This is a genomic window from Brevundimonas sp. (assembly GCF_013912065.1).
GTDB lineage: Bacteria > Pseudomonadota > Alphaproteobacteria > Caulobacterales > Caulobacteraceae > Brevundimonas.
Genome location: NZ_JACESA010000005.1, coordinates 46,888 through 73,693 on the forward strand (window position 1 = coordinate 46,888; position 26,806 = coordinate 73,693).

Annotated in this window: 27 protein-coding genes and 4 tRNA genes; 9 read left to right on the plus strand and 22 right to left on the minus strand. The window is 66.9% G+C overall.

The features are described from left to right. Positions 1–96: 96 nt before the first annotated feature. Positions 97–2,427 (plus strand): NAD-dependent DNA ligase LigA, encoded by a 2,331-nt coding sequence (gene ligA, locus H2037_RS05730; RefSeq protein ID WP_292118892.1) that lies wholly within the window; start codon positions 97–99, stop codon positions 2,425–2,427. Here the strand turns inward: ligA and H2037_RS05735 are convergent. Continuing rightward, entirely contained in the window at positions 2,424–3,365 is a 942-nt protein-coding gene (locus H2037_RS05735) for a LytTR family DNA-binding domain-containing protein (RefSeq protein ID WP_292118897.1), read from the minus strand. The two genes, ligA and H2037_RS05735, sit on opposite strands and share 4 nt — an antisense overlap. 11 nt (positions 3,366–3,376) lie before the next feature. On the opposite strand from H2037_RS05735, the gene H2037_RS05740 reads away from it, so the two are divergent. Further along, positions 3,377–4,618, plus strand: coding sequence for an acyltransferase family protein (locus H2037_RS05740; protein ID WP_292118900.1), 1,242 nt, complete (start codon positions 3,377–3,379; stop codon positions 4,616–4,618). A gap of 321 nt (positions 4,619–4,939) precedes the next feature. On the opposite strand, the gene adhP is transcribed toward H2037_RS05740, so the two are convergent. The 3 genes from adhP to H2037_RS05755 all read right to left on the minus strand — a co-directional run bounded on the left by adhP (position 4,940) and on the right by H2037_RS05755 (position 8,743). After that, positions 4,940–5,968, minus strand: coding sequence for an alcohol dehydrogenase AdhP (adhP, locus tag H2037_RS05745; protein WP_292118902.1), 1,029 nt, complete (start codon positions 5,966–5,968; stop codon positions 4,940–4,942). A 145-nt stretch (positions 5,969–6,113) separates the two neighbouring features. Beyond that, a complete protein-coding gene (locus H2037_RS05750) occupies positions 6,114–7,631 on the minus strand; it encodes an aldehyde dehydrogenase family protein (protein WP_292118905.1) in 1,518 nt (505 codons plus the stop codon). A gap of 137 nt (positions 7,632–7,768) precedes the next feature. Beyond that, positions 7,769–8,743, minus strand: coding sequence for a GAF domain-containing protein (locus H2037_RS05755; RefSeq protein ID WP_292118907.1), 975 nt, complete (start codon positions 8,741–8,743; stop codon positions 7,769–7,771). Positions 8,744–8,950: 207 nt separating this feature from the next. Between H2037_RS05755 and H2037_RS05760 the strand changes: the two genes are divergently transcribed. Next, positions 8,951–9,373: a DUF2147 domain-containing protein gene (locus H2037_RS05760; protein ID WP_292118910.1), complete on the plus strand. Its 423-nt coding sequence runs from the start codon at positions 8,951–8,953 to the stop codon at positions 9,371–9,373. Positions 9,374–9,451: 78 nt separating this feature from the next. Here H2037_RS05760 and H2037_RS05765 read toward each other — a convergent pair whose 3' ends face one another. The 14 genes from H2037_RS05765 to H2037_RS05830 all read right to left on the minus strand — a co-directional run bounded on the left by H2037_RS05765 (position 9,452) and on the right by H2037_RS05830 (position 17,946). Continuing rightward, entirely contained in the window at positions 9,452–10,438 is a 987-nt protein-coding gene (locus H2037_RS05765) for an aldo/keto reductase (RefSeq protein ID WP_292118912.1), read from the minus strand. Positions 10,439–10,535: 97 nt separating this feature from the next. Then, positions 10,536–10,612 (minus strand) — tRNA-His (locus H2037_RS05770). 130 nt (positions 10,613–10,742) lie between these two features. Then, entirely contained in the window at positions 10,743–11,273 is a 531-nt protein-coding gene (locus H2037_RS05775; RefSeq protein WP_292118914.1) for an energy transducer TonB, read from the minus strand. 14 nt (positions 11,274–11,287) lie between these two features. Next, positions 11,288–11,722, minus strand: a complete 435-nt coding sequence (locus tag H2037_RS05780; protein ID WP_292118916.1) for a biopolymer transporter ExbD — start codon at positions 11,720–11,722, stop codon at positions 11,288–11,290. A gap of 5 nt (positions 11,723–11,727) precedes the next feature. Next, positions 11,728–12,615, minus strand: coding sequence for a MotA/TolQ/ExbB proton channel family protein (locus tag H2037_RS05785; protein WP_292118920.1), 888 nt, complete (start codon positions 12,613–12,615; stop codon positions 11,728–11,730). A 548-nt stretch (positions 12,616–13,163) separates the two neighbouring features. Further along, positions 13,164–13,239: transfer RNA gene (locus H2037_RS05790), tRNA-Phe, on the minus strand. Between the two features lie 63 nt (positions 13,240–13,302). After that, positions 13,303–13,467 (minus strand): DNA gyrase inhibitor YacG, encoded by a 165-nt coding sequence (yacG, locus tag H2037_RS05795; RefSeq protein ID WP_292118923.1) that lies wholly within the window; start codon positions 13,465–13,467, stop codon positions 13,303–13,305. Positions 13,468–13,470: 3 nt separating this feature from the next. Beyond that, complete coding sequence (locus tag H2037_RS05800; protein ID WP_292118925.1) at positions 13,471–14,505, minus strand: ribonuclease E/G; 1,035 nt, start codon at positions 14,503–14,505, stop codon at positions 13,471–13,473. Further along, entirely contained in the window at positions 14,502–15,083 is a 582-nt protein-coding gene (locus tag H2037_RS05805) for a Maf family protein (protein WP_292118929.1), read from the minus strand. Before H2037_RS05805 ends, H2037_RS05800 begins: the two co-directional genes overlap by 4 nt. 18 nt (positions 15,084–15,101) lie before the next feature. Next, the gene (gene infA, locus H2037_RS05810) at positions 15,102–15,320 is read right to left on the minus strand and encodes a translation initiation factor IF-1 (RefSeq protein ID WP_008261544.1); all 219 of its coding nucleotides are present in this window, start codon (positions 15,318–15,320) and stop codon (positions 15,102–15,104) included. Between the two features lie 103 nt (positions 15,321–15,423). After that, positions 15,424–15,891 (minus strand): UPF0262 family protein, encoded by a 468-nt coding sequence (locus tag H2037_RS05815; protein WP_292118932.1) that lies wholly within the window; start codon positions 15,889–15,891, stop codon positions 15,424–15,426. Then, positions 15,888–16,367, minus strand: coding sequence for a DUF2948 family protein (locus H2037_RS05820; RefSeq protein ID WP_292118935.1), 480 nt, complete (start codon positions 16,365–16,367; stop codon positions 15,888–15,890). Before H2037_RS05820 ends, H2037_RS05815 begins: the two co-directional genes overlap by 4 nt. Beyond that, positions 16,357–17,646, minus strand: coding sequence for a UDP-N-acetylglucosamine 1-carboxyvinyltransferase (gene murA, locus H2037_RS05825; RefSeq protein ID WP_292118938.1), 1,290 nt, complete (start codon positions 17,644–17,646; stop codon positions 16,357–16,359). Before murA ends, H2037_RS05820 begins: the two co-directional genes overlap by 11 nt. Before the next feature lie 102 nt (positions 17,647–17,748). Next, on the minus strand, positions 17,749–17,946 hold the full coding sequence (locus H2037_RS05830) for a hypothetical protein (RefSeq protein WP_292118940.1): 198 nt from the start codon (positions 17,944–17,946) through the stop codon (positions 17,749–17,751). Positions 17,947–18,056: 110 nt separating this feature from the next. Here H2037_RS05830 and H2037_RS05835 point away from each other — a divergent pair. Beyond that, positions 18,057–18,131, plus strand: a tRNA-Thr gene (locus H2037_RS05835). Positions 18,132–18,199: 68 nt separating this feature from the next. Here H2037_RS05835 and H2037_RS05840 read toward each other — a convergent pair. The 4 genes from H2037_RS05840 to lipB form a co-directional block, all read right to left on the minus strand. Then, positions 18,200–18,787, minus strand: coding sequence for a hypothetical protein (locus H2037_RS05840; RefSeq protein WP_292118942.1), 588 nt, complete (start codon positions 18,785–18,787; stop codon positions 18,200–18,202). 47 nt (positions 18,788–18,834) lie between these two features. Beyond that, positions 18,835–19,329, minus strand: a complete 495-nt coding sequence (gene msrB / locus H2037_RS05845) for a peptide-methionine (R)-S-oxide reductase MsrB (RefSeq protein WP_292118945.1) — start codon at positions 19,327–19,329, stop codon at positions 18,835–18,837. 76 nt (positions 19,330–19,405) lie between these two features. After that, positions 19,406–20,890, minus strand: coding sequence for a hypothetical protein (locus H2037_RS05850; protein WP_292118947.1), 1,485 nt, complete (start codon positions 20,888–20,890; stop codon positions 19,406–19,408). A 129-nt stretch (positions 20,891–21,019) separates the two neighbouring features. After that, positions 21,020–21,736 carry a lipoyl(octanoyl) transferase LipB gene (lipB, locus tag H2037_RS05855; protein ID WP_292118950.1) on the minus strand — a complete coding sequence of 239 codons (717 nt, stop codon included), beginning with the start codon at positions 21,734–21,736 and terminating at the stop codon, positions 21,020–21,022. Between the two features lie 65 nt (positions 21,737–21,801). Between lipB and H2037_RS05860 the strand changes: the two genes are divergently transcribed. The 5 genes from H2037_RS05860 to H2037_RS05880 all read left to right on the plus strand — a co-directional run bounded on the left by H2037_RS05860 (position 21,802) and on the right by H2037_RS05880 (position 26,803). Then, on the plus strand, positions 21,802–22,053 hold the full coding sequence (locus H2037_RS05860) for a FliM/FliN family flagellar motor switch protein (RefSeq protein WP_292118951.1): 252 nt from the start codon (positions 21,802–21,804) through the stop codon (positions 22,051–22,053). A 96-nt stretch (positions 22,054–22,149) separates the two neighbouring features. Beyond that, positions 22,150–22,234, plus strand: a tRNA-Leu gene (locus H2037_RS05865). A 62-nt stretch (positions 22,235–22,296) separates the two neighbouring features. Beyond that, a complete protein-coding gene (gene mgtE / locus H2037_RS05870; RefSeq protein ID WP_292118953.1) occupies positions 22,297–23,715 on the plus strand; it encodes a magnesium transporter in 1,419 nt (472 codons plus the stop codon). 69 nt (positions 23,716–23,784) lie between these two features. Further along, the gene (locus H2037_RS05875; RefSeq protein ID WP_292118956.1) at positions 23,785–25,590 is read left to right on the plus strand and encodes a glycoside hydrolase family protein; all 1,806 of its coding nucleotides are present in this window, start codon (positions 23,785–23,787) and stop codon (positions 25,588–25,590) included. Positions 25,591–25,633: 43 nt separating this feature from the next. Continuing rightward, positions 25,634–26,803: an isovaleryl-CoA dehydrogenase gene (locus H2037_RS05880; protein WP_292118957.1), complete on the plus strand. Its 1,170-nt coding sequence runs from the start codon at positions 25,634–25,636 to the stop codon at positions 26,801–26,803. Positions 26,804–26,806 lie beyond the last annotated feature (3 nt).

The window sequence follows — 26,806 nt, forward strand, 5'->3', positions numbered from 1 at the left end:
AGCGGCGGCCAGACTAGCCTGTGGTTCGACCGCCGTCAGCCCGTCGATGCGACCCCTCTCCGCCCTCGCCCGGACCAGTGGTAATGAGGGGGCGACATGTCCAGCGCGATTCCCCCCCTCCCCGCCGTCGAAGACCTGACGCCCGAAACCGCGGCCCAGGCCCTGGCCTGGCTGGCGACCGAAATGGCCCGCCACGACGCCCTCTACGCCGAGGCGGCGCCGGAGATTTCAGACGCCGATTACGACGCCCTGCGCGCCCGGAACCTGGAGATCGAGACCGCCTTCCCCGACCTGGTCCGCCCGGACTCGCCGTCGAACAAGGTCGGCGCCGTCGCCTCCAGCCAGTTCGCCGAGGTTCGCCACGGCGTGCCCATGCTGTCGCTGGACAACGCCTTCGACGAGGGCGAGGTGCGCGACTTCACAGCCCGGATCGCCAAGTTCCTCAAGCTGCCCGCCGACGAGCCCATCGCCTTCGTCGCCGAACCCAAGATCGACGGCCTGTCCGCCAATCTCCTCTATGTGAACGGCGAACTGACCGTCGGCGCCACCCGCGGCGATGGCCGCACCGGCGAGGACGTCACCGCCAATCTGAAGACGATCACCGATGTGAAACAGACCCTGGCCGGCGCCGACTGGCCCGACCGGATCGAGGTGCGGGGCGAGGTCTACGCCCCCAACGACGCCTTCGCCGCCTTCAACGCCGCCGCCGAGGCCGAGGGCCGCCGCACCTACGCCAATCCCCGAAACTTCGCCGCCGGCTCCCTGCGTCAGAAGGATGCGCGGATCACGGCCAAACGGCCCCTGCACTTCTTCGCCTACGCCTGGGGCGAACATTCCAGCGACTTCGCCGAGACCCAGTGGGAGGCCCTGCAAAAGCTGAAGGCCTGGGGTTTCCCCGTCAACGACCGCTCGCGCCGGGTCGAGGGCGCCGAAGGCCTGATCGCCGTCTATCGCGAACTGGAACGCGACCGGGCGACCCTGGGCTATGACATCGACGGCGTGGTCTACAAGGTCGACCGCATCGACTGGCAACGCCGCCTCGGCTTCGTCGCCAGAAGCCCCCGCTGGGCCGTCGCCCATAAATTCCCCGCCCAACAGGCGACGACCATCCTGGAAGACATCGACATCCAGGTCGGCCGCACCGGCTCCCTGACCCCGGTCGCACGCCTGCACCCGGTCACGGTCGGCGGCGTCGTGGTCCGCAACGCCACCCTGCATAATGAAGACGAGATCGCGCGGCTGGACGTGCGGATCGGCGACACAGTCACGCTGCAACGCGCCGGCGACGTCATTCCCCAGATCCTGGGCGTGGTCCCCGAACTGCGTCCCGCCGACGCCGTCCCCTTCGTCTTCCCCGACAAATGCCCCGTCTGCGGGTCCGAGGCCGTGCGCGAGGGCGACGAGGTCAAGCGCCGCTGCACCGGCGGCCTGATCTGCGACGCCCAGATCGTCGAACGGCTGAAGCATTTCGTCGGCCGCCGCGCCTTCGACATCGAGGGCCTGGGCGAGAAACAGCTGGTCGCCTTCCACGCGCGCGGCTGGATCAAGGAGCCGGCGGATATCTTCCGCCTGGCCCGCGACGAGGCGCGCCTGTCCGAACTGGAACGCGAAGACGGATATGGCGAGACCAGTATCCGCAACCTGGTCGCCGGCATCGACGCCCGCCGCGTCATCTCCCTGGACCGGTTCCTGTTCGGCCTGGGGATCCGCGACATCGGCGAACAGACCTCCATCGTCCTGGCCCGCGCCTTCGAAACCTGGCCCGCGCTGAAGGCCGCCTGTCTCCAGGCCGCCTCGGGCGTGCCGTCCGACGCCTGGACCGCTCTCGCCGCCGCCCACGCCATATCGCCCCGTGTCCTGACCCTGATGGCCGAGGCTGCGCCCCCCGCCGCCGATCCCTGGCCCGAGGCGACGATGGACATAAAGATCAGCCAGGCCTTCCCCGGCATGGCCGCCCCCGCTCGCCGGTCTCTGGCGACGATGGTTCAGGACTGGTCCGGCCTGGTCGAGCTGGCCCGTGTGGCGCGCGAGGAAGGTCCGTCGGAAATGCTGAACCAGATCGCCGGCGTCACCGGCGTCGGCCCCGTCGCCGCCCTGGCCCTGGCCCACTTCTTCCACGAGCCGCACAATCTGGAAGTCGTCGCCGCGCTCGAGGCGGAACTGACCGAAATTCTCGACGCCGAACGGCCCAAGTCCGACACCCCCGTCGCGGGCAAGACCGTCGTCTTCACCGGCGCCCTCGAACGCTTCACCCGCGACGAAGCCAAGGCCCGCGCCGAAAGCCTGGGCGCCAAGGTCTCGGGCTCCGTCTCCAAGAAGACCGACTACCTCGTCGCCGGCCCCGGCGCGGGCTCCAAACTGAAGGAGGCCGAGAAACACGGCGTCCAGGTCCTGACCGAAGGCGAGTGGCTGGCCTTGATCGGCTAGCCGCGCAGCGTCGCCAGGGCGGCGGGATAGCGGCGGGACAGGGGCGCATTGACCGCCCCCAGTTCCACGGTCCAGTCGCTGGAGCCGTCGGGTTGCAGGCCGGTGACACGCTCTGAATTGACCAGCCACGAGCGATGAACCCGCACGAAGCCGAACCGCGACAGTTCGGCCTCCACCGCCGCCAGGGTCGCACGCATCAGCGGACGCCGCCCATCCGCCAGCACGAACTCGACATAGTTCCCCGCCGAACTGACGGCCAGGATGTCAGCCAGGGGCGCGCGGATGATGCGGGCGCCGTCGCGGATGTCGAAACTGACCGGCCGCACCGGTTCGTCGCGTCGCCGCCGCAGATAGGCGGTCAGCAGAAAGCCCCCGACCAGCAGGACATAGGTCACCAGGTCCTTGCGCAGCTCATAGCCGAACCGATCGCCGAACTCATAGGCGCCCGCATCCATGACGGCATAACCCAGCTTCCTCAACGCCACGAAACCGCTGACGTGCAGGGCCGAAAAGGTCAGAAGCGCCGCCAGATGAATCCCGGCGAACCGCGCCTTGGGCCGCCATCCCTCGCTTGCCGCCTCGTCCGGCGGCGCCAGGCTGGCCGCCAGCCAGGGAATCCAGATCGACGCCATCAGGGTGATTGTGCTCGACACCTCCCAGAGCATGGGCTTCCAGGCGGCCACATCCGGATTGTCCGCCTGGGCCGTCAGGATATTGACCGGCGTGTTGATCAGCGCAAAGGCCAGGGCCGCCAGGGCGCACCGCCACAGATCGCGGCCGTTCAGGCGTCGCGTGATCCGCGCCCATCCGCTCGTCACGACACGCGCGCCGTTCGTCCCGGCGACCCCGGCGCCGTCCCCGCCAGACGACCGCACGGCCCCAGACGATTGCCGCCCGACCCGTCGTTCCGCGAGGACGGGGCCTGCATCATTCGCCATGGAGTTCTCGCATGTCTGTTCCGCCCCCGCTCGTGTCGCCGTCCGCGATGACAGGCCGACGATACGATCTGGACTGGATTCGCGTCGGCGCCTTCATGCTGCTGATCCTCTATCACGTCGGCATGTTCTACGTGCCTTGGGATTACCATGTGAACAGTCCACGTCCGGTCGAGGCGCTTGAGCCGATCATGCTGCTGACGAACCCATGGCGGCTGACCCTGCTGTTCCTCGTTTCGGGCTGTGCGACCCGGTTTCTGGCGGACGGGTTCGCCGCGCGCGGGCAAAGCGGATGGGCGCTGGCCGGATCGCGCGCCCTGCGCCTCTTGCCGCCGCTGCTGTTCGGCATGTTCGTCATCGTGCCGCCCCAGAGCTATTACGAAATCCTCGAAGCGGCCAAGGGCCTGGGGATCGCCGACCCCGCGCATGGACCGGTGCTCAAGGACTTCTGGGTGCGGTACGTCACCTCGACCGGCCACTGGTGCGACGCCGACGGTTGCCTGACAACGCCGACGTGGAACCACCTGTGGTTCATCGCCTATCTGCTGCCCTACAGTCTGTTGCTGACGGTGATGATCGCTTTTCCGGCCGCCCGGCGCGCCCTTCAGGCGGCGGGGGATCGGGTCTTTCGGGGATGGGGTCTGGTGGTGTGGCCGGTCCTTTATCTGATCCTGATCCGCTGGTTCCTGGCGCCCCGGTTCGAGATCACCCACGCCCTGACCGACGACTGGTACAACCACGCCCTCAGCTTCGGCGCCTTTCTGTTCGGCTATCTGATCGCCCGGTCCGAAGAGGCGCGTCAGACCCTGATGCGGCTGCGTTGGCCGGCCCTGATCATCGCCCTGTGCAGCTGGGTGGCCTGGGCGACCTATGCCTGGGTCTATCGCGGCGACGTCAATCCGGCCGAGCCGCTCAGGCAGGCGATGCGGATCGTCTATGCGCTGGATCAGGCGGGCTTCATCGCCGCCATCCTGGGCTTCGGCGCACGATGGCTGAACCGGGGCGGCCCGGCTCTGCGCTATCTCTCGGTTGGCGTCTTCCCCTTCTATATAGTGCACCAGACCGTGACGGTCGTGGCGGCCTATAATCTGGCCACGCTCCACCTGCCGTTGGGCGTGGAGGCCGGGTTGGTGATCCTGATCACCGCCTTGGGCTGCCTCCTCGCCTACGAGATCGCGCGCCGGATCGGATGGCTGGGCCTGTTGCTGGGGGTGAGGCCGCAAAAGGAGGGGCGAACCGCGCGGTCGCCCGCCTGACGCAAGGACGGGCCTCCTCAGCCCTCCTAATTCTGGAGAAAAACCGTATACGGATCAGAGGCTTGAAAATGTTTCAAGCCGCCAACCCAGCACGATCCCAAATGGGATTATGATCGTCTCAGGTCTTTGACATCGCTATCCGTCGCGCCCTTGAGCCGGCTTGAAATTGCACCCTGATTGCACAGTGCAATTCCAGACAGATTTTTGTCCTTTTAAAACAATCTATTGTTTAGAGATTGCACTGATTGCACTGGTTTTCTTTTGCAGTGCAATTCCCCGCCGGCGCCGCGCTCGACCGAGACGACGCCGGCCGTCGGAACCTCAGATCGTCATCACGATCCGGCCCTCGATCTGGCCCCTGTGCATCCGCTGGAAGATGTCGTTGATGTTCTCCAGCGGTTCGACCGAGACCGTCGCCTTGACCTTCTCGTCGGCGGCGAACTGAAGCGCCTCCTGCAGGTCCAGACGGGTGCCGACGATGGAGCCGCGCACGGTCGTGCCGTTCAGCACCATGTCGAAGATCGAGATCGGGAAGTCGCCGGGCGGCAGGCCGTTCAGGGCCACGGTCGCCCCGCGCGCGGTCATGTTGATCGCCTGTTCGAACGCCTTGGGCGAGACCGCCGTGACCAGCACGCCCTGGGCGCCGCCGTCGGTCTGGGCCTTGATCTCGGCGGCGGGATCGTTGGACGTCTTGGCGTTTACCGTCACGGTCGCCCCCAGGCGGCGGGCCAGGTCCAGCTTGGCGTCGTCCACGTCCACGGCGGCGACGTTCAGGCCCATGGCCCTGGCGTACTGGACCGCGACATGGCCCAGGCCGCCGATGCCCGAGATCACCACCCAGTCGCCCGCCTTGGTGTCGGTCATCTTCAGCCCCTTGTAGACCGTGACCCCGGCGCACAGGATCGGGGCGATGTCGGTGAAGCTGACGTTGTCCGGCAGATGGCCGACATAGTTGGGATCGGCGATGGCGTATTCGGCGAAGCCGCCGTTGACCGAATAGCCGGTGTTCTCCTGTTCGTGGCACAGGGTCTCCCAGCCGCCCAGGCAGTGTTTGCAGTGGCCGCAGGACGAATAGAGCCAGGGCACGCCGACGCGGTCGCCCTCCTTGACCAGCTTGACGCCCGCGCCGACCGCCGAGACATAGCCGACGCCTTCGTGGCCCGGAATGAAGGGCGGGTTCGGCTTGACGGGCCAGTCGCCCTCGGCCGCGTGCAGGTCGGTGTGACAGACGCCGGACGCCTCGATCTTGACCTGGATCTGGCCCGGACCGGGCTGAGGGATCGCGACCTCTTCTATGGTCAGCGGCTTGCCGAATTCGCGCACGACGGCGGCCTTCATGGTCTGGGTCATGGCCAGTCCCTTAGGTTCGACGAAAGAGGGAACGGGCGGGCCGAAAGCAGGACACCGGCCCGCCCGCGTTACGCGTTCTCTGGAACAGCACGTCAGAGAACGATCAGAGAATGGCCGATCAGGGACCCGCCATCCTTGATCTAGATCAGAAGAAGCCGAGTTTGTTCGGGCTGTAGCTGACCAGAAGATTCTTGGTTTGCTGATAGTGATCCAGCATCATCCGATGGTTTTCACGCCCGATACCCGACTTCTTGTAACCGCCAAAGGCCGCGTGGGCCGGATACTGGTGATAGCAGTTGGTCCAGATCCGCCCGGCCTGGATGGCGCGGCCGGCGCGATAGGCGGTGTTCATGTCGCGCGACCAGACCCCGGCGCCCAGGCCGTATTCGGTGTCGTTGGCGATCTCCATGGCCTCTTCGAAGGTCTTGAAGGTGGTCACGGCCAGGACCGGACCGAAGATCTCCTCCTGGAAGATCCGCATGTCGTTCGTGCCCTTGAACACGGTCGGCTTGACGTAATAGCCGCCCGCCAGATCGTCCTGCAGCACGGCCTGGTCGCCGCCAGTCAGGACCTCGGCGCCTTCGTCCGCGCCGATCTTCAGATAGCTGAGGATCTTGTTCAACTGCTGGTTCGACGCCTGGGCGCCGACCATGGTGGCGGGGTCCAGCGGGTCGCCCTGGACGATGGCCTCGACCCGCGCGATCGCCTTCTCGATGAAGGCCTCGTAGATGTCTTCGTGGATCAGGGCCCGGCTGGGGCAGGTGCAGACCTCGCCCTGGTTCAGGGCGAACATGGCGAAGCCTTCCAGCGCCTTGTCGAGGAAGGCGTCGTCGGCATCCATCACGTCCTTGAAGAAGATGTTCGGCGACTTGCCGCCCAGCTCCAGCGTCACCGGAATGATGTTCTTGGTCGCATATTCCATGATCTTCTGGCCGACGGCGGTCGAGCCGGTGAAGGCGATCTTGGCGATGCGGGGGTTGGTGGCCAGGGGTTCGCCGACCTCGGCGCCGGTGCCCGAGACGATGTTCAGAACACCGGCGGGCAGCAGATCCTGGATCAGATCGATCACGACCAGGATCGAGGCCGGCGTCTGTTCGGCCGGCTTCATCACGATGCAGTTGCCCGCCGCCAGGGCCGGGGCGATCTTCCACGCCGCCATCAGTATGGGGAAGTTCCACGGAATGATCTGGCCGACGACGCCCAGCGGCTCATGGAAATGATAGGCGACCGTGTCGTGGTCCAGTTCCGAAATCCCGCCTTCCTGGGCGCGGATGCAGCCGGCGAAATAGCGGAAATGATCGACGGCCAGGGGGATGTCGGCGGCCAGGGTCTCGCGCACCGGCTTGCCGTTGTCCCAGGTCTCGGCCTCGGCGACGGCCTGGAGATTGGCTTCGATCCGGTCGGCGATCTTGTTCAGGATGACGGCGCGTTCGGCCGCGCTGGTTTTGCCCCAGGCGTCCTTGGCGGCGTGGGCGGCGTCCAGGGCCAGTTCGACGTCGGCCGCGTCAGAACGGGCGACCTCGCACAGAACACGGCCGTTCACCGGAGAGGTGTTCTCGAAATAGCGACCATTGACCGGCGCGACCCAGCGTCCGCCGATGAAGTTGTCGTAGCGGGCCTTGAACTTAGGGGTCGCCGCGCGGACGAATTCGGGTTTGGTCATAATACGCTCCTGCAGATTTCCTCGGGCGTCGATTGTCGACGTCGTTGGGACCGGAAGCTCGGCTCGGACGAAGCGGAGCGCCAGATGGGCGTTTCATGATGCGATGCAAACCTGTCGCAGGATTGCGACAGTCGGGGTCAGTGGGGATGATTGGCCAGGCCCAGGCGGTGCAGCTTGCGATGCAGGGTGGCGCGACTGACGCCCAGGGCTCGTGCGGCCGCCGAAACATTGCCGCCGTTCAGCGCCAGGGCGCGACGCACGGCCCCCCGCTCCGCCTCCAGCAGGTCGGCCTCGACCGAGCCAGCCCCCAGGACCTCGGACGCCGCCAGCTGGGCCGCGATCCGTTCGTCGGTGATCGACAAGGCCAGGCGCGCCGCGCGGGTGGCCCCTATGACCAGATCGTCCCGGTCGACCGCCAGCAGGGCCGCCGTATTCCGCTCGACCGGATCGCCGGCCAGGACGATCCGCGCCTGGGAAAAGGCCTGACGGAAGGTCTGCGCCTCGATAGCCCGCGCCGCATCCGCGACCGCCGCCGCGATCAAGCCCAGGACGCCCGCGGTGGCGTCCGCTCGACAGGACGAGACGTCCAGCAGTCCCGCCAGACGCCCTTGAGGGTCGTGGATCGGATGGCTGACACAGCTCAGCGCCGTGTTCCGGGTATGAAAATGCTGATCCCGATGGATCGTCAGGGGCCGGTGCTCGACCAGGGCGGTGCCGATGCCGTTGGTGCCCTCCACCGCCTCTGACCAGACGGCGCCGGGCCACAGCCCCCAGCGGTGAAAGGTCTCGTCGTCCGCCGGCGCGCCCCGCCGTTCCAGCGGCACCCCGTCGGCATTGGTCAGCAGAACGCAGCAGCCGGTGTCGCCGACGGCGAGGAAAAGCCGATCCAGCACGCCCTGCGCCGCCCGCGTCATCGGCTCCATGGCCTCGCGCGCCTCGCGCAACTGCTGCTCGGTCAGGGTCGTGGGGCGGCCTCCGTCCTCGGGATCGAGCCCGTACAGGGACAAGGAGCGCCGCCACGAGGCCGCCAGCGCCGAACGCGCGGCTCCCGCGCCATTGTCGAGCGCCTGTTTGATCAGGCTTCCGTGATCGTGTCCCGGCCGTTCGCCCATCAGGGCCTCCCAGGCGTTAGTCGCGGAATATCAGACGCCTCGTTCGAAGCAACGTCAATGCGGCCTTGGTCGGACGCCGTGAAACTTGACCTAAGGTTCAGTTTTCATTGGCTATAAGGCGCCAGTTTCGGCCTTGTTTTGAACCGAAACCCGGACCAACCTGTTTCCCAACGCGCCGTCGAAGCGGCCCGAGAAAAGGAAACGACCATGAAGACCAAGATGATGCTGGCCGCCGCGACGCTGGCGGCCGCCCTCGCCTCGCCGGCCCTGGCGGCCGACCCGACCGGCCTGTGGCAGACCCCGACCAATGGGGGTCAGGTGCGTATCGCCCGCTGCGGCGAGGCCCTGTGCGGGACCCTGGTGACCTCGAACCATATCCGCGCCGACGCCAATGCGCGCGACGAGCACAACCGCAACGCCGACCTGCGTAATCGTCCGCTGCGCAATCTGCCGATGCTGACCGGCTTCACCGGCGGTCCGACCGAATGGCGCAACGGCTCGGTCTATAATCCGGCGGACGGCCGCACCTATAGCGGCTCCATCACCATGACGAACGACAACAGCCTGCGCCTGCGCGGCTGCGTCGTCGCCCCCCTGTGCAAGACCCAGACCTGGACCCGCGTTCAATAGTCGGCGCTCAATGACGAAGGCCCGGCCGGAGCGATCCGGCCGGGCCTTTTAATGTCCGCTGGGCGACGGCAGTAGTGCTTAGCGGTTAAGGGCGGCGCGCGCAGCTTCCGCGTAACGATGGCCCACCGCGGCGCCCTTGGGGAAGACCGCATCGATCCGCGCCAGATCCTCCGGCGTCAGGACGATGTCCGCCGCCGCCGCATTCTGCTCCAGGGTGGCGATTCGACGGGTGCCCGGAATCGGCACCAGATCCTCGCCCTGGGCCAGGACCCAGGCCAGGGCCAGTTGGGCGGCCGTGACGCCCTTGTCGGCGGCGATGGTCTTGACCGCCTCGACCAGATCCAGGTTCTTCTGGAAATTCTCGCCCATGAAGCGCGGATTGCTACGGCGGAAATCGTCGGCGGCCAGATCGTCGATCGAGGTGATGTCTCCCGACAGGAAACCTCGCCCCAGCGGGCTGTAGGGCACGAAGCCGATGCCCAGTTCACGCACGACCGAGAACAGTTCGTCCTCCGGCTCGCGACTCCACAGCGAATATTCGGTCTGGAGCGCGGTGATCGGATGGGTCGCATGGGCCTTGCGCAGCGTTTCCGGCGCCGCTTCGGATAGGCCCAGGAAGCGGACCTTGCCCGCCGTGACCAGGTCGGCCATGGCCCCGACCGTCTCCTCGATCGGCGTGTCGGGATCGACCCGGTGCAGGTAATAGAGATCGATATGATCGACGCCCAGCCGCTGCAAACTGCCGTCGATGGCGCTTCGGACATTGGCCGGGCTGCCGTCGGTCAGCAGTTTGGAGCGATCGGCGTTGTAGTTGATGCCGAACTTGGTGGCGATGAAGGCCTGGTCGCGCCGCTCCTTCAGCGCCTCGCCGACCAGCAGCTCGTTGGTGTGGGGACCGTACATCTCGGCCGTGTCGAACAGGGTGATCCCCAGGTCGAGAGCGCGGTGGATGACGGAAACGGACTGGGCCTCGTTCGCGCCGCCGTAGAAGGCGCTCATGCCCATGCAGCCAAGACCAAGGGCTGACACCTCGGGTCCGTTGGGACCCAGTTTGCGCATCTTCATCTGCGCTCTCCTGTCGATGTGGGGGATCGGCGACGGCGCCGACTGACAGCAGATGGTCACCGAGGCGGCGGGCTTCAAGCCCCGGCGCGCTCTCGGATGGTACCGCCTCTCAGGCTTGAACTGAGGACCTCCGGTTCCACAAACCGGCGCTCTAACCAACTGAGCTAAGGCGGCCCGCGCATCGCGAGGCGCGTTCTCTACCGGGCCTTAGGCACGCGATCAAATGATTTCTGAAGTTCTCGGGACAAAGAAAAGGCCCCGGCGGTTTCCCGCCGGGGCCTGATCTTTCACCCGGTGTCGCGGTCTAGCCGAGACGCCAGTTGATCGGGATGGTCGCGCGCCCGACGACGGGTTGACCGTCGCGCATGGCGGGCTCGATCCGCATGGTCCGAACCGCGCGAAGGGCCGCTTGGCCGAAGCCGGCGCCCGCAGGCGATTCACTCACCACCGAGCAGTTGGTCAACGAGCCGTTCGTCTCGACCTGGCATTCCAGGACGGTACGACCCGACTGTTCACGCTCCAGGGCGCGGTCCGGGTAGAACCGGGCCAGATCGGGCTGACGCGTGATGCGCGGGTTGGAGATCACCGGAGGACGCGGCGGCGCCGGCGGAGCCGGAGGCGGCGGAACCGGCTCGACCAACTCGACCTCGACGGACTCGTCGACGTAGTTGAACTCCTTCAGCTTGAACTTCGACTGCTGCAGGAAGAAGATCAGCAAGGCGAACAGGATGGTGACGACCAGCAGGCAGACCATGAGCACGGGGTAGGAAACCCCCATGAACCCCTTAGTCTTGGGTGCGTCGTAACGACTGCGATGATATTCGACGTCTGTCATACTATCTCCGCGCTCTAATTCGTCGCCTGGTCTTCACCGACCAGTGCAACGCTGTAGAAGCCGTTATCCTGCAGGGCGTTCATGACCTGCATGAAATCGCCGTAGCGAGTGTTTTGGTCGCCCCGAATGAAGATCCGCTCATCGGCCGGATTCCGGGAGCCGATTTGCTTTTGCAAATCTTCCCCCAGCGCACCGACGCTGGTCGGGAAATCGCCCACGAAGACGTCGCCGTCGTTCTGGATCGAAATATAGACCGGCTTGGGCGGATTCGGGGCCGCCTTGGCGACAGCGATTGGCAACTCGACCGGCACCGACACGGAAGCGAGCGGAGCCGCCACCATGAAGATGATCAGCAGGACCAACATGATATCAACGAAAGGCGTGACGTTGATATCGCTGTTGGCCTCTACCTGGTTGCCAGCGCCGCCCGATTTAATCTTGGCGGCCATCCGTCTTACGCCCCCTTGTCGAGCTGACGCGAGATGCCGTTCAGCAGCTCGGCGGCGAAGCCGTCGGCGCGGGTGCCGTAACCGGCGATGCGCGTGTTGAAGTAGTTATAGAAGACGACGGCCGGGATAGCGGCGAACAGGCCGATACCGGTGGCCAGCAGGGCTTCAGCGATACCGGGAGCGACGACGGCCAGGTTGGTCGTGTTGGATTCCGCGATGCCGATGAACGAGTTCATGATGCCGTACACGGTGCCGAACAGACCGACGAACGGACCGATCGAACCGACCGAGGCGAGGAACTGTTGACCGCCCGACAGGCGCTTGGCCAGACCGGATTGAACGGCGACGACGGCGGCCGTGGCGCGGCCCATCGCATTGTCGAGGTGTTCGCCGGTGACCGAGAGGCCAGCCTGACGCGACATTTCGATTTCTTCGGTGGCCGCGGCGGCCATGTCGGCCAGCGGGTTGCCGTCGAACTCTTCTTGCGTCGCGACGGCGCGCATGTCCGCGATGGTGCGGGCGCCGCGGAAGTTCTCGAGGAAGGTGTCGGTCTTGCGGTTCAGCGAGCCGAACTCGAACAGCTTGATGAGCAGCAGGGTCCAGGAAAGGATCGAGGCGAGCAGCAGGCCGGCCATGACGACCTTAACGACCATGGTCGCTTCCATGAACATGGAGATCGGGGTGATGCCGCCGCCGTGGGCGCCGCCTACGGTCTCGCTCACGGTTTCCGGGTTTGCCGCGTCGGCGGCCGGAGCCATGGCCGTCGGGGCTTCCGCGGGTGCGGCGGCCGGGGTCGGCTCGGCCGGAGCCTGGGCCAGAACCGGCGAGCTCGCCATCAGCACGGCGGCGCCGGCCATGGCGAGGATGATGTTCGTCTTTTTGCTGTTCAGCATAATTCGCCAGTTCCTGCTTGGTCTGACTCGTGGAACCAAAGGTGCGGCCGTGTCAAAGAGCCGCCCCCCAACCTGAAATGTTTCCTTCAACGCTCGATGTCCCATCGGGATCATTCAGGCGCTGAATTCTTGGATGGAGACGTGTCCGGTCGCCCGCACCGCCTCCGATATTCGAACCGCCGGAGAACACGCCTCCTAAGAATCCGTCTGACGCCTTTAAGGGAGAGCGTCGCAACCCCTTTGGCGAACCCTTACCGGAGCGTCAAGGGACAACAGCTGGATTTCACCTAACGAGAGAAGTTCGAGTCCGATTTGCAGCTTTGCCGCCGCGCGGCGACTGAAACGCGACGTTTTCGTGATGAATATCTGCTGATTAGCGCAAGATTGCTAGAAATAGAGATTAAGGAGCAGTTTTTGCCTTCACGGCGAGACTTAACGGATCATCCGCCCTCACGCAGAGCCAGGGCGACAAGACAATACGGCCGTCGGGACGGAAACCTGACTTGATAGGGGGAGCTTGTCGGGCGCCGAAACACAAGAGGCGAAAATGGTGCCTGGAGGCGGGTTCGAACCACCGACACGCGGATTTTCAATCCGCTGCTCTACCAGCTGAGCTATCCAGGCGCCGACGCGGCGTCGCGAGAGGCGGGTCTATAGGCGAGCCGTTTCCGACTGTCCAGCGCCCTTTCAGTCCTTTTCTTCGTCATCCTCGGCGCCTTCGTCGAGGGCGGCCGGAATGGCGTAGGCGCCCGTGAACCAGCGTTGAAGATCGACCTCGGAACAGCGGCGCGAGCAGAAGGGCCGGTATTTGGGATCGGCGTCCGCCTTGTGGCAGATCGGGCACTGGGCCATGGGTCAGCTCTCTTCTATACGCCCGCCTCCGGGCGGCAGGGCGGCGTCGGCCTGGATCACGGCGCGCGGCCCCAGTCGGGCGACCAAGGGCCCCAGGACGGCCGCCTCCTCAGGTGCGCAACGCGCCGCGATGCGGGGCGACAGTGTATCAGACAGCAGTTGACGCCGCAGCCGACGCATCAGCGAAAACGCACGGGTTTCGACCGTCCGACGGCCGGCGGGGTCGAGCAGCACTTCTTCGATCGGCGTACGCCGCCACGGCAGCGAGAACTGCAGCAGGCCGAACCGGCTGACCGGACCGAAGACCGCCTGGGCTTCGTCGGCGAAGGCGGCGCGCGCCGCCTTGCCGGCCGCCTCAGCGTCCTGCCCGTCTCCAACCAGATCGACGACGACCAGTCCCGCCCAGTTCCGCAGCCGAATGAGACGCGCGGCCTGAACCAGACCCAGCTGATTCGCCGCCGCCCGCGCCTGTTTCGGATCCCGTCCAGCAGCCGGGGCATGGTCGATGTCGACGGCGATCAGGGCGCGGGTGCGTTCGATCGCCAGGTCCAGGCCGTGCGACGCAAAGACATGACGGGCGGCCAGGGCCTCCTCCTCCGCCTCGGTCACGGCGTCGATGGCGGCGACGCCGGCCACCAACTCCGCCTCGCCCGCCAGATCGCGCAGCTGGGCGGCGACGTCCGGCCCGGCTTCCAGCAGACGCGGCGGCCCCTCCCCTGGCCCCAGGCGTCGGACGACCGCGCCCTTGCCGGCGCGCGGCTCGGCGGTCACCGCGACCTCCAGCCGCTGCCCCTGGACGAGGCGGTCGTTGCGAGGGAAAGGCAGGAAGGCCGGAGCCCCGGCGCCGAGATCGACGAAACCGCCTCTCAGCCCCGGATTGACCTCGACGACCCGACCGACGCATCGGGCGCCGAGACGCGTCTGGGCCGGGCTCTCGTCGCGCTGGATCAACAGATGAGTATATTGGCCGTCGCGCATGACGGCTCCGCGCGTCTCGCCAGGCGCTTCGTCGAGGAAGACCTCGACCCCGCCGCTCATGCGCGCCAGCCGACGCCGTGCAACAGCTGGACGGCTTCGTAGAGCGGCAGGCCCATCACCGACGGATGGCTGCCGACGATTCGCTGGACGAAGGCTCCGGCCGGACCCTGGATACCATAGCCCCCGGCCTTGCCGCGCCAGTCGCCGGTAGCGACATAGGTGGCGATCTCATGGTCCGACAGCGGCTTGAAGCTGACGCGGGTCTCATTGACGCGGGACGACAGCCTGCCGTCGCGCACGACGGCCACCCCGGTGAAGACGCGGTGATTGCGCCCGGACAGCAGTTTCAGAAACCGGGTCGCCTCCGCCTCGTCGGCCGCCTTCTCCAGAAAGCGACGGCCCACCGCGACGACCGTGTCGGCGGCGATGACGACGGCGTCGGGACGGCGCGTCGCCACCACCTGCGCCTTGGACGTCGCCAGACGCTCCGCCAGACGCGGCGGCGTCTCGCCTTTCAGCGGCGTCTCGTCGATATCGGCGGGATCGATGTGGTCGGGCCTGATCCCGACCTGCGCCAGCAGCTCGATGCGGCGCGGGCTGGACGAGGCCAGCACCAGTTCAGGGCGAGCCCCCGTCACGGAAATGACGGTCGCCCCTTACTTGAAGCGATAGGTGATGCGACCCTTGGTCAGGTCGTAGGGGGTCATCTCGACCAGGACCTTGTCGCCGGCCAGCACGCGAATACGGTTCTTGCGCATCTTGCCCGCCGTGTGGGCGATGATCTCGTGGTCGTTCTCGAGCGTCACGCGGAAGGTGGCGTTCGGCAGCAGTTCGCTGACGGTGCCGGGAAACTCGAGTAGTTCTTCCTTAGCCATGCGGCCTCTCACGCCCGTTGAATATGCGTTCGACCCCACGCCGGGCGGGCGCGAGGGGCGGAATGGACGGGCCTAATGCCCCAAAACGCAGAGATAGTCGAGGTCAGCCGCGACGGTAGAGGGCGCAGAGCAACGTAAACAGGCGTCGCGCCGTCTCATGATCGACGACGATCTTGCCCTCGAGCCTGGCTTCCAGCTGTTCGGCCCCTTCGTTGTGCAGGCCGCGCCGACCCATGTCGACCGATTCGATCTGGCTGGGCGACGAACCGCGCAGGGCTTCGTAATAGCTGTCGCAGATCAGCAGATAGTCCCTCAGCACCCCCTTCAGCGGCGTCAGGCTGATGGCGTAGGTGCGGGCGAATCCCTCGCCGTCGATGTCGAACACCAGGCGATTGTCCTGCAGCGACAGTTTCAATCGATAGGGGCCGCCGTCAGCGCCCACCGGTTCGAAACTGTTCTTCTCCACCAGATCGAAGATGGCGACGCGGCGTTCGTGCTCGATCTCGGCCGTGGCCGCCGGCAGGGTGACGGTGTCCAGTTCGACCGAGGTCAGCTTGTGCGGGCCGCTCATGCCGCATTCCCTTCGTCGGGCTGATCCAGATGGGTCGGCGCGATCCGGGCCGGCCAGCGCTCGGAGATGTCGGTGACGACGGCGTCGAGGCATTCGACGTCGATCCTCAGGTCGCCGCCGCCGGCGAACATCAGGATCACCCGCCCGCCCGGCGCCTCGGTCGGCATGAAATCCAGGGCCAGCAGTTCCAGCGAGGCTTCCGGGCTGCGCGACAGTCGCCGGCTCTTGACCCCCATCACGTCGCCGAACTGCATGGCGCACATGACGCGCGTCCCGCCGCACTCCCAGCAGAAGCGGCTGAAGGCGATGGTCAGGGTGCGGGCCTGTTTCTCCCAGACGATGTCAATCGGCCGCAGGATGGCGTCCTGCAGCGCGGCCGAGATGATCTGCAGATCGTCGGCGTCCTCGGCCAGCAGGCGCAGCGGCTCGACCGGCGTGCTGGGAACGGGAGGAACGGCGTCGATCTCAGTGCTCATCACCCGTTCCCTTTATCCGACGGATCTCGGCCCCGCACGCGCCGAGCTTATCCTCCAAACGCTCGAAACCGCGATCCAGATGATAGACGCGGCCGACGGTCGTCTCGCCCTCGGCGGCGAGGCCGGCGATGATCAGACACATGGAGGCGCGCAGGTCGGTGGCCATCACCTGGGCGCCGTGCAGGGTCTCGACCCCGTGGACCTGGGCCTCGCCCGCATGGACCGAGATCTCGGCCCCCAGACGCGCCAGCTCCGGCACATGCATGAAGCGGTTCTCGAATATGGTCTCGCGCACGGTGCTGACGCCGTCCGCCGTGGTCATCAGGGCCATGAACTGCGCCTGCAGATCGGTGGCGAAGCCAGGATAGATGGCGGTCTCGATATCGACCGCCTTCAGCCGCACCTTCGGATCGCGCTTGATCACCACGCCGTCGTCGGTCGGCGTCACCTCGACCCCGGCCTCGACCATCCGGTCCGTCAGGGCGCCGATCAGATCGGCCCGCGCCTTGGTCAGCCGCACCTCGCCCCCCGCCATGGCGGCGGCGACGGCGTAGGAGCCCATTTCGATCCGGTCGGGGATCACCGACCAGGTCGTCCCGTTCAGCGACGGGACCCCGGTGATGGTCAGGACGTCGGTGTCGATCCCGTCGATCTTCGCGCCCATGGCGGTCAGGCAGCGGGCCAGGTCGCCGATCTCAGGCTCGCGCGCGGCGCGACGCAGCACGGTCGTCCCCTGGGCCAGCACGGCGGCCAGAAGGGCGTGTTCGGTGGCGCCGACCGAGACGAACGGAAACTCGATCTCCGCGCCCTGGAGCCCCTTGGGCGCCTTGGCCGTGACATAGCCTTCTTCCAGCTCGATCTCGGCGCCCAGGGCCGTCAGGGCCTGCAGGTGCAGATCGACCGGCCGCGCCCCGATGGTGCAGCCGCCCGGCAGCGACACCTTGGCCTCGCCGGTGCGGGCCAGCAGCGGCCCCAGCACGTTGAACGAAGCCCGCATCTGGCGAACCAGATCATAGGGGGCGAAGGTGGAGGTCAGTTCGGCGGCATGGAACAGGCTCTCCTGCCCGTCGGCGCCGTCGCGCTCGGTCACCTGGACCCCGAACTGGCGCAGCAGCTGGCCCAGGAACCGGGTGTCCGCCAGCCGCGGCATATTGGTCAGCAGCAGGGGCTGATCCGTCAGGATCGAGGCGGCCATCAGCTTGATGGCGGAGTTCTTGGCGCCGCTGACGGGAATGTCCCCGAAAAGCTGAGCGCCGCCCTGAATGGCGATACTGTCCATGACGTCCTTAAGCGCGCCCGAAGGAAACGCCTCGGGGGGATGGTTCTCTAGCAAGCCGGCGCGCGCTTGCCAAAGGGCGGAGCCGGCGCGGGCCGATGACTTTCAGTTGCTGTCTTTAGGCGTCGGCGACGTCCGGGCCGGCGCCTTACGCCGTCGCAGATTGGCGCGCAGGGCCGAAGCCAACCGGATCGCCCGCTCGGCCCTGGCCCGTTCCACCTCGGACGGCGCGCTCGATTCGACCGCCGAGGCGGCCACAGGCGCGGGGGGCGGCGTATCGGCGTCGTGCGGGGGGCGAGTCATGGCCGTAGAATGCCGCGATCACGGGCCATGTCCAAACTTTCTTTCAGATCGTCAAAAAGCCGCTTCCCTCCCCGGAAGGGTTTGGCTATACGGCCGCTTCCTCAGTCGGGGCCGCCGTAGCTCAGTGGTAGAGCGCATCCTTGGTAAGGCTGAGGTCGTGGGTTCGATTCCCCCCGGCGGCACCATCTGAGACTGAAAAGGCCCGGCGAACGCCGGGCCTTTTTGCATTTCTGATCCAGATGTGCCGAGCCCGTCAGTCGTAGGCCGACAGGCCCCGCCGCCAGGGATCGCGCTCGTCCGCGTCCCTGTCCTTGCTCCAGCTGAAGCCCAGCGACAGCGACTTGCTTGTGGAATCGGAATTGTGAGCGCCGCCGCGCCAACCCTCGTGAGGAGCATAGTAGCCCGGACCGCGCAGGCCATATCCGCCGCCGTAGCCATAGCCGTAGAGGTCGTTTCGGCCCTCGCGATAGGCCAGGTCCAGCCGCCCGGTCTCGCCGATCGGCATCGAGACGGCGGCGGCGTAGCTGCGATACCCGCCGGTGCCGATACCCGCCTCGACCATGCCGTGGACCTGGCGGTCGTCGGTCGGGCCGGCGGCGGCAGGCTCCTGGAAGCTGGCGCCAGGGGTGCGGCTGTCGATCCAGCGCTGGATCTGTTGTTCGGTGGTCAGGCCGTGAGGCGCGGCGTCCTGGGCCGTCGGAGCGGCCACGGCGGCCTCCGGCGCCGCCGCCAGGGCGTCCGCCAGAGTCGGGGCGTTTGTCGGCGCCGTCGCGACCACGCCGTCAGCGTCACCCCCCGACGCCATCACCGCCATACCGGCCAAGAGTCCTGCGATCAGCATGCGCCGTCTCCTTCCACATCATCCTAGCACGGCGAATAAGGCCAAGGTCAGGCGTTTCCGTCGCCTCGCCGCAACGGGTCAGGCAGAGGCTCGCCCTCGGCTACGAACGACAAGGCGACCGAGTTGATGCAATAGCGATTCCCGGTCGGCGGCGGCCCGTCGGGGAAGACGTGGCCCTGGTGGCTGCCGCAGCGGGCGCACTGGGTCTCTATGCGGACCATGCCGTAGCTGGTGTCGCGGATCTCGTGGACATGGGCCGGATCGACCGGCTCGGTGAAACTGGGCCAGCCGGTGCCGCTCTCGAACTTGGTTCGGCTGCGGAACAGGGGCAGGCCGCATTCGCGGCAGCAGAAGACCCCGGCCCGTTTCTCGCCCAGCAATGTGCCGCAGAAGGGCGCCTCGGTGCCGTGCGACAGCAGGACGCGCTTTTCTTCCGGGTTCAGGTCCGCCTCCAGCCGGGCGCGCTCGGCGTCGTCGGGCGGGGTCAGGTCATAGCCGGAGGGCGAGCGCAGGCGGTCGGACGGGGGGGCGAGATCGGTCATGAACGTCAAAATAAGAAGGGGCGGGCCGAGGTTCCACCCCCTGCCCGCCCCTCAGATGCGTCCGTCGTGGTCCGTCTTACTGGAACAGGGTCGCGACCCAGGCCCGCACGGCCGTCTCGTCGGTCGGGTTGCCGGTGTAGGTCAGGCCCTGAGCGGGGGTGAAGGGGGCGTCATTGCCGCGCTCGCGGGTCATCCAGGCCTTGTGGCCATAGCTGAGGTCCGCATAGTTGGACGGCAGGCGCAGCACCGTCGGCTCGACGAAGATCGAGTCCTCGGCCGTCACCGACCCGGCCAGGCGCACGTTCGGCAGGCGGGTCAGCAGGTCCAGCGTATCCAGGCAGCCGCTGGTGCAGCCCGCATCGACCAGGACGATCACCGGCCCGGCGACGGGGTTGGGCGCGCCGGTGTCCGGCACGGAGGCCCGGCCCGGCAGGGAGAAGGTCGCCTGACCGGCCGCCAGGGCCGAATCGAAGGCGGCGACGATCGCCTGGGTCTGTTCGATCACCGCGCTCGATTCGGCGACGAAGCGCGGATCGGCCTGCATCCGCTCCAGGGTGTCGACGAACCACTGGCGATTGGCCGGGGTGGCGCGATAGGTGATCGAGCCCGCTTCCGGCTGGCGGCTGACGGTGAATTCGGGCGTCCAGATGTGGTTGGCCAGGACATAGCCGCGTCCGGTGGCGTTCAGCGACGCGCCGTTGGCGCCGCGTAGATCGATGACGAAGCCCTGCGGACCGCGAATGGCGCCCAGTTGCGCGTCCACCGCGGCGAAGAAGGCGGCGAAGTCGGCCTCGTCGCCCAGGGTGTGGACGTGCAGCCACGGACGGCCGTTCACGGTCTCGATCGCCAGCGGCGTCGCGCCCGGCGTGTAGACGGTGGCGCGATAGGCGGCTTCCAGTGCGGCGGCGTCGGCCGGCTGGCCCTGCAGCTGATATTCCTTGGTGCGACGACCGGTCTGGAAGTTGCACAGGGGCGGCATGCCTCCCGCGAACGGATTGTTGCGGTTCCACAGCAGATAGGGGGCGGTGCGGACGCGGCCGGCCTCGGTCGTCAGATCGCCTTCCCAGCGGTCCAGGCGTTGGGCCGCCAGTTCCTCGGCGGTCTTGCCCAGGCAGTCGATCAGGACCGAACCGACCGGCGGCGCGTTGCGAACGCCCGGCTTCACGTAGGCGACGACATATTTGCCGTCGCGCCAGGCGGTGGTGACGCCCGACCAACCGGTGGCGAAGAACGGGCCAAGGCCTTCATAGGTCGGACGGACCGAGATGTTCGAATCGCGGAAACCGTTGGCGTAATAGCGCAGCAGATAGGCATGGCTGTCGCCGCTGTTGACGCGGCCCACCTTGGACAAGGCGTCGGCCAGGCCGGCGTCGATCCACTGGCGGAATTCGTCGCCGGGCGCGCCGGGCACGACGGCGGCGGGGTGGTTGGCGGCCAGGACGTCATGGACCGTCTGCAGGTCCTGTTGCGCCAGGGCGCGGAAATCCTGGGCCGAGGCCGCGCCGGCGGCCAGGGTCAGGGACAGGACGGCGGCCGAGGCGGCGGCGATCAAGCGGTTCATGGTGGCTCCGGGGCTCGGGCTGGAAGCTTGGGATGCGGCCGTTAAACCTTAAGCGAACCCTGCTTGCCAAGCCCCAGACCCGGTGAAGTCGGACCGTGCGCCTGTTTTTCGGCTTTTCTCTTTCCCCGACTAGAGGGGCGACGTCTGCGCTATGGCGCCCCCGAAGATCCTATGGAAGCTGGTCTTCAGCGCCGCATCCGCCTCGTCCATCGTCGCCAGCACGCCCAGATCGACCAGGCTGGTGACCCCATGTTCCTGAATGCCGCAGGGCACGATGCCGCCGAAATGATCCAGATCCGGCTCCACGTTCAGGCTGATCCCGTGGAAGCTGACCCATTTGCGCACCTTGACGCCGATAGCGGCGATCTTGTCCTCGCGCGACCAGCCGGCGCCCTTGCGTTCGACCCAGACGCCGACGCGGCCCTCGCGCACGTCGGCCGTGACGCCGAACTCGCCCAGTCCGCCGATCAGCCACTGCTCCAGCCCCCGCACGAAGGCGCGCACGTCTCGCCCCCGCCGGTTCAGGTCCAGCATGACATAGGCCACGCGCTGGCCCGGCCCGTGATAGGTGAACTGCCCGCCCCGCCCCGTACGGTGCACCGGGAACCGGCCCGCATCCAGCAGATCCTCGTCCCGCGCCGAGACCCCGGCCGTATAGAGCGGCGGATGTTCCAACAGCCAGACCATCTCGTCCGCCTCCCCCGCCGCTATGGCGGCGACGCGGGCCTCCATGAAGGCCTCGGCGGCGGCATAGTCGACATGGCCGGACGAAACCACCCATTCGACGGGGCGATCATCCTCGCGACGCAGTTTTTGAAGGTCGGGACTTAACGGCTCGGCAAGCATACGGCTTCAATGTGCAGCCTGGGGCGTTTCCGCAAGGGACGACCTCAAAGTGAACGAGAGCGCCCGTGTCCCAGATCAACGCCGTCAATGTCGAAATTTCCGTGGTGCTGGGCCGAATGGTGCTGCCGATGTCCCAATTGCTGAAGATGGGACGCGGCGCGGTGATTCCCCTGGACGCCGGCGAAGGCGACGAGGTCTGGATCCTGGCGAACAATCACCCGGTCGCCCGCGGCGAGATCGAGATTCGCGAGGATCGCATCGCCATCACCGTGACCCGCCCCGCCGACGTCTACGACTTCATGGCCGGCGCGGCCTGAGGCCTGAACGGCCTGGGGCGCACAAAGCGCGACCGATAAAAAAGAGAGACTTTCCTTTTCCGGCGGCTTCGTCTATTCGCCGCCGCTCCGATGCGAGCGGTCGTGGCGGAATTGGTAGACGCGCAGCGTTGAGGTCGCTGTGGGGCAACCCGTGGAAGTTCGAGTCTTCTCGACCGCACCATCTGGCTAAACAGGGCGATTCATCGGCTAACTACGGCTGGACATACCAAGGGAGGCGACAACGTGAGCACCACGGATTCCGCCTTCGCTCCAGCCGAAGCGCCCGATAACGAAGACCACGCCGCCCTGGACGAGGACTATGTCCTCACCCCCCAATTCGTCGAAAAAGTCGTGGACGCCGCCGACGCCGGAGACGGCATGCGGCTGCGGTCGCTGCTCGAGGATCTGCACCCCGCCGACGTCGCCGACCTGATGGGTTTCATCACGGCCGAGGTCCGCGCCGTGGTGGTTCTGTGGCTGCCGCCGGAGCTGCTGGCCGAGACCCTGCCCGAGCTCGACGACGGGATCCGGGAAGAAGTGCTGGAACGGGTGCCGCACGGCGCCCTGGCCGAGGCCCTGCAGGAACTGGATTCCGACGACGCCGCCGCTGTGGTCGAGGACCTGGAGCACGACCAGCGCGAACGCGTCCTGGCCGCCATGCCCGACGTCGACCGCGCCGCGATCGAGAACAGCCTGGGCTATGACGAGGAATCCGCCGGCCGCCTGATGCAGCGCGAGGTGATGGCCGCGCCCCAGTTCTGGAGCGTCGGCGACACCATCGACCACATCCGCAAACAGGGCGACGACCTGCCCGAGCTCTTCTTCGACATCTATGTGGTCGATCCGCTGAACCGGCCGGTCGGCGGCGTGCCGATCAGCAGCCTGCTGCGCGCGCCCCGCAGCGCCGCCCTCAACGACCTGATGGAGCCGATCAACGAGATCACGGTCGATCAGGATCAGGAAGAGGTCGCCTACATCTTCGAGAAATACCACCTGATCTCGGCGCCGGTCGTGGATTCGGCAGGCCGGCTGGTGGGCCAGATCACCGTCGATGACATCGTCAACATCATTCAGGAAGAGAACCGCGAGGACATCCTGCGTCTGGCCGGCGTCGCCGACGAGGATCGCGGCTCGTCCGTGTCCGAGATCGTTCGTGGCCGCGTCCCCTGGCTGGCGATCAACCTGGCGACGGCGGCCCTGGGCGCCAGCGTCATCGGCCTGTTCGAAGGCACGATCCAGCAGATCGTCGCCCTGGCGGTGCTGATGCCGATCGTCTCGGCCATCGGGGGCAATGCCGGCACCCAGGCCCTGACCGTCACCGTGCGCGCCCTGGCGACGCGCGAGCTGAACTCGGCCAACGCCATGCGGACCTTCCTGCGCGAACTGGCCGTGGGCGTGGCGAACGGCCTGGTGCTGGCCCCCCTGATCGGCGTCGCGGCGGGGTTCTGGTTCCGCGACGAGGACTGGAAGATCGGCCTGGTCATCGGGGCGGCCATGATCCTGAACCTGCTGGTCGCCGCCTGTATCGGGGTGCTGACGCCCCTGACGCTGTCGAAGCTGAAATTCGACCCCGCCGTGTCGTCGGCCGTTTTCGTCACCGCGACGACGGATTTCTTCGGATTTCTGATTTTCCTCGGCTTGGCGACCATGGTTCTGTTGTAGAAATCTGGCCCCATGCTTGCTGGGACGGCGCCATGGGCCGCGCCGCCGTCTCGCTTTGGGGCAACACCTTTGTCTGACACGACCAAACCGACCAAGATCTCTCGCGAAGGGGTCATTCTGATCAAGAGCTTCGAGGGCTTCCGCCCCCGGGCCATTCAGCGCGCCGACGGGCGCTGGACGATCGGTTATGGGCACACCCAGTCGGCGCGCGAGGGCCTGACGGTTTCGGAGAGCGACGCCGAACTCCTGTTGCAATACGACCTGATCCCGGTGGCCCAGGCGGTCAAGACGATCCAGGCGCCGCTGAACCAGTATCAGTTCGACGCCCTGTCGAGCTTCGCCTTTTCAGTGGGCGTCGATCGTTTCAAGACCTCCGACGTCCTGGCGCGGCTGAACGCCGGAGCCCCGCAGGAGGCCGCCGACGCTCTTATGACGTGGGTGGAAGACCCGGACGTCGTCACCCCGCCCCGCCGCCGCGCCGCCGAGCGCGCCCTGTTCGTCGCCGATCCCGCGGGCCCCGTGTCGCTGGCCGATCTGCTCGCCGCGCCCCTGCCGCCGCCCAGGGCCACTCTGGTGGAAAGCACCCCATCGCTCGAGCCGTCGGCCCAGACCGAGCCCTTCGAACCCGTAGAGCCGGAACCGTTCCCGGCCCTCTCGTCACACCCTGTCCCGGCCGCCGATCCTGAACCGGAGGCGCAGGCTTTCGCCTCGGCTCAGATTCTGTCCTTCTCCGCCGCTCAGCCCATGACGCGCGAGGCCGCCGTCGCCGCCCTGCTTGGCGAAGTCGAGCCCGAGGTCCCGACGGGCGATGAACCGGAAGTCGCGGCTGACGTCGCCGTCGAGGCGACCGCCGCTCCGACGCAGGAGGTTGCGGCCGAGGCCGAACTGGCGGACCTTGAACTGGTCCCGGAACAGGTCTCCGAGGCACCCGTCGAGCCGGTTCTCGAACCGACCCCGGAAGGCCCGATAACCCTCCCGCCGCACGAGACGTCGGAAGCCGCCGCGATCGCGCCGTCGCCGCAGCCTCAACCTACTGGACTGAGCACCGCCGCAGCCTTCTATTCGCCCTATGCGGTCCGCACCCTGGGACCCTTGGTCGGATTTGGCGTCCGCCCGGCGCTCGTTCGCCCGACCCCTCCGGTCCCCGCCGAAGGTGAAGCCGAGTCCGCCGACGCTAAGATTGAATCCTCGGAAGCTCCAGCTGAAGCCCCGGCTGAGGACCACCCGGCCGCGCTTCAAGAAGCCGAGCCGCCGACCGCCGACGCGCCGGCCGCTTTCCAGGCCGAACCCTCCGAGGCCTCGTCCGAGGACGCCGATCTCGACCCCTCGCCCGTCGTCGAACCGGCTCCGACCGAGACGACCCAGACGGAGACTGCGTTCCAGCTGGAGCCGGAATCCGCAGACCAGGTTTCCAAACCGGCCATTGTGACGCCGGCCTTTGCACACGCCTCGCCTCTTCCGGCCTTTCAGCCGAGCGCCATGCCCTTGACCCTCACGGGCGCGCCGGATCTCCAGGCTTCGTCGCCGGACACGCGCCTGGTCTGGCCCGAGCATGCCGACTTCTCGAATCCGGACCAGACGCCCCTGTTCGAATCGGAAGCGACCTCGGCCGACGGCCAGGCGTTGGACGTCGCACCATCGGCGGAACCGGCCCCCTCGCGCCGGTTCGAGTGGAGCGAAACCCTGACCTTCCTGGTGATGGGCGTCATCGGTCTTCTATCGTTCGGCGCCTCGATGGCGGCGTTCAGACAGGCGTCCCGGTCGAACGGCGAACCGGCCTTCATAGGTTGGGTGCTGGCCGTCATCGCCCTCGCCTGCGTCGGCGTGTCGGGCTATAATCTGTATCGTCGCTGGGGCTTGGCCGACCGCGCCTAAGACTGTTTTGCGAAAGGGGATGCACGATGCTAACCCCTTGCGCATGAGCATTCCCTTCGCGCCTCAATCCATGGAATTCGGCCTCGGCGAAAACGCCGACACGATCCGCGATACGACCGCCCGCTGGGCCGCCGATCGTCTCGCGCCCCTGGCCGCCGAGATCGATGAAACCAACGCGTTCCGGCGCGAGCTCTGGCCCGAGATGGGCGAACTGGGCCTGCACGGAATCACGGTCGAGGAAGACTACGGCGGCCTCGGCCTCGGCTATCTCGAACATGTGGTGGCGATGGAAGAGGTGTCGCGCGCCTCGGCCTCGATCGGTCTCAGCTACGGCGCCCACTCCAACCTGTGCGTCAACCAGATCCGTCGCTGGGGCACGGCCGAACAGAAGCAGAAATATCTGCCCAAGCTCATCAGCGGCGAACACGTCGGCGCCTTGGCCATGTCCGAAGCGGGTTCGGGTTCGGACGTCATGTCCATGCGCACCCGCGCGGACAGGAAGGGCGACCGCTATGTCCTGAACGGAACCAAGTTCTGGATCACCAACGCCCCCCACGCCGACACCCTGGTGGTCTACGCCAAGACCGATCCTGACGCCGGCTCAAAGGGTTGCACGGCCTTTCTGATCGAGAAGGGCATGAAGGGCTTCAGCGTCTCCAAGAAGCTGGACAAGATGGGGATGCGCGGCTCGGACACCGCCGAACTGGTGTTCGAGGACTGCGAGGTTCCTGAAGAGAACATCATGGGTCCGCTGGGCGGTGGAGCGGGCGTGCTGATGAGCGGCCTCGACTACGAGCGCGCCGTGCTGTCGGCAGGCCCCCTGGGCATCATGCAGGCGGCGCTGGACGTGGTGCTGCCGTATGTTCGTGACCGCAAACAGTTCGGCAAGCCGATCGGCTCCTTCCAGCTGATGCAGGGCAAGGTGGCCGACATGTATGTCGCCCTGAACAGCGCCCGCGCCTATGTCTATGCCGTCGCCCGCGCCTGCGACGCTGGCCTGACCACCCGCTATGACGCCGCCGGCGCCATTCTCCTGGCGTCCGAGAACGCCGTGAAGGTCACCCTGGAGGCGGTCCAGGCCCTCGGCGGCGCCGGCTACACCAAGGAATGGCCGGTCGAACGCCTGGTCCGCGATGCCAAACTGTACGACATCGGCGCCGGCACCAACGAGATTCGCCGCTTCCTGATCGGTCGGGAACTGCTGGGCGGTTGAGGT

Excerpts from the sequence above, each read along its gene's own strand:
- H2037_RS05800 (WP_292118925.1), bottom strand. The coding sequence starts at position 14,505 with ATGAGCGGCGGGGTCGAGGTCTTCCTCGACGAAGCGCCTGGCGAGACG.
- H2037_RS05735 (WP_292118897.1), bottom strand. The coding sequence starts at position 3,365 with ATGGCGAATGATGCAGGCCCCGTCCTCGCGGAACGACGGGTCGGGCGG.
- H2037_RS05820 (WP_292118935.1), bottom strand. The coding sequence starts at position 16,367 with ATGAGCACTGAGATCGACGCCGTTCCTCCCGTTCCCAGCACGCCGGTC.
- lipB (WP_292118950.1), bottom strand. The coding sequence starts at position 21,736 with ATGCTTGCCGAGCCGTTAAGTCCCGACCTTCAAAAACTGCGTCGCGAG.
- infA (WP_008261544.1), bottom strand. The coding sequence starts at position 15,320 with ATGGCTAAGGAAGAACTACTCGAGTTTCCCGGCACCGTCAGCGAACTG.
- H2037_RS05760 (WP_292118910.1), top strand. The coding sequence starts at position 8,951 with ATGAAGACCAAGATGATGCTGGCCGCCGCGACGCTGGCGGCCGCCCTC.
- H2037_RS05765 (WP_292118912.1), bottom strand. The coding sequence starts at position 10,438 with ATGAAGATGCGCAAACTGGGTCCCAACGGACCCGAGGTGTCAGCCCTT.
- H2037_RS05755 (WP_292118907.1), bottom strand. The coding sequence starts at position 8,743 with ATGGGCGAACGGCCGGGACACGATCACGGAAGCCTGATCAAACAGGCG.
- H2037_RS05740 (WP_292118900.1), top strand. The coding sequence starts at position 3,377 with ATGTCTGTTCCGCCCCCGCTCGTGTCGCCGTCCGCGATGACAGGCCGA.
- H2037_RS05815 (WP_292118932.1), bottom strand. The coding sequence starts at position 15,891 with ATGAGCGGCCCGCACAAGCTGACCTCGGTCGAACTGGACACCGTCACC.
- H2037_RS05830 (WP_292118940.1), bottom strand. The coding sequence starts at position 17,946 with ATGACTCGCCCCCCGCACGACGCCGATACGCCGCCCCCCGCGCCTGTG.
- msrB (WP_292118945.1), bottom strand. The coding sequence starts at position 19,329 with ATGACCGATCTCGCCCCCCCGTCCGACCGCCTGCGCTCGCCCTCCGGC.
- H2037_RS05785 (WP_292118920.1), bottom strand. The coding sequence starts at position 12,615 with ATGCTGAACAGCAAAAAGACGAACATCATCCTCGCCATGGCCGGCGCC.
- murA (WP_292118938.1), bottom strand. The coding sequence starts at position 17,646 with ATGGACAGTATCGCCATTCAGGGCGGCGCTCAGCTTTTCGGGGACATT.
- H2037_RS05850 (WP_292118947.1), bottom strand. The coding sequence starts at position 20,890 with ATGAACCGCTTGATCGCCGCCGCCTCGGCCGCCGTCCTGTCCCTGACC.
- H2037_RS05880 (WP_292118957.1), top strand. The coding sequence starts at position 25,634 with ATGAGCATTCCCTTCGCGCCTCAATCCATGGAATTCGGCCTCGGCGAA.
- H2037_RS05780 (WP_292118916.1), bottom strand. The coding sequence starts at position 11,722 with ATGGCCGCCAAGATTAAATCGGGCGGCGCTGGCAACCAGGTAGAGGCC.
- yacG (WP_292118923.1), bottom strand. The coding sequence starts at position 13,467 with ATGGCCCAGTGCCCGATCTGCCACAAGGCGGACGCCGATCCCAAATAC.
- H2037_RS05840 (WP_292118942.1), bottom strand. The coding sequence starts at position 18,787 with ATGCTGATCGCAGGACTCTTGGCCGGTATGGCGGTGATGGCGTCGGGG.
- ligA (WP_292118892.1), top strand. The coding sequence starts at position 97 with ATGTCCAGCGCGATTCCCCCCCTCCCCGCCGTCGAAGACCTGACGCCC.
- H2037_RS05775 (WP_292118914.1), bottom strand. The coding sequence starts at position 11,273 with ATGACAGACGTCGAATATCATCGCAGTCGTTACGACGCACCCAAGACT.
- H2037_RS05750 (WP_292118905.1), bottom strand. The coding sequence starts at position 7,631 with ATGACCAAACCCGAATTCGTCCGCGCGGCGACCCCTAAGTTCAAGGCC.
- adhP (WP_292118902.1), bottom strand. The coding sequence starts at position 5,968 with ATGACCCAGACCATGAAGGCCGCCGTCGTGCGCGAATTCGGCAAGCCG.